This window comes from Haloferax sp. Atlit-6N, assembly GCF_003383195.1.
Classification (GTDB): Archaea; Halobacteriota; Halobacteria; order Halobacteriales; family Haloferacaceae; genus Haloferax; species Haloferax gibbonsii.
Window position 1 is genome coordinate 1 of sequence record NZ_QEQJ01000363.1, and the last position, 448, is coordinate 448.

1 protein-coding gene is annotated in these 448 nt (G+C 66.7%); it reads left to right on the forward strand.

Going from position 1 to position 448, the window contains the following annotated elements:
• Positions 1 to 47: 47 nt before the first annotated feature.
• Positions 48 to 448 (forward strand): DUF3237 family protein (locus DEQ92_RS22770; RefSeq protein ID WP_394338725.1); only part of this gene is annotated, 401 nt, incomplete at its 3' end.

Here is a 448-nt window from a genome sequence, read left to right on the forward strand (position 1 = left end):
CCTGGCAGACCGACGATCCGAACCTGGAACTGGGCCTCGAACGCGTGATGGAACTGGAGATCGACGTCGAGTCGCCGATCGAGATCGGTCAAACCGGCGACGGACAGCGACGGATCATCCCCATCCTGGGCGGGACTGTGTCGGGGCGTGTCGCAGGGACTGTTCTCGAAGCGGGGGCGGACTACCAACTCTACCGGGAGCGGCGACCGACGGAACTCGTCGCAAAGTACGCGTTCGAGACGACCGACGGCGAGCGAGTGTACGTCGAGAACCGCGGGATGCGACTCGCCGATCCGGAGACGAGCCAGCGATTGCGCGACGGACTCCCGGTCGAACCCGACGACGTCTACTTCGCGTCCGTCCCGGAGTTCGAGACGGCCGCCCCCGATCTGGAGTGGCTCACCGAGAGCGTCTTCGTCGCCGCCGGGACTCGCCAGCCGAACGGCGT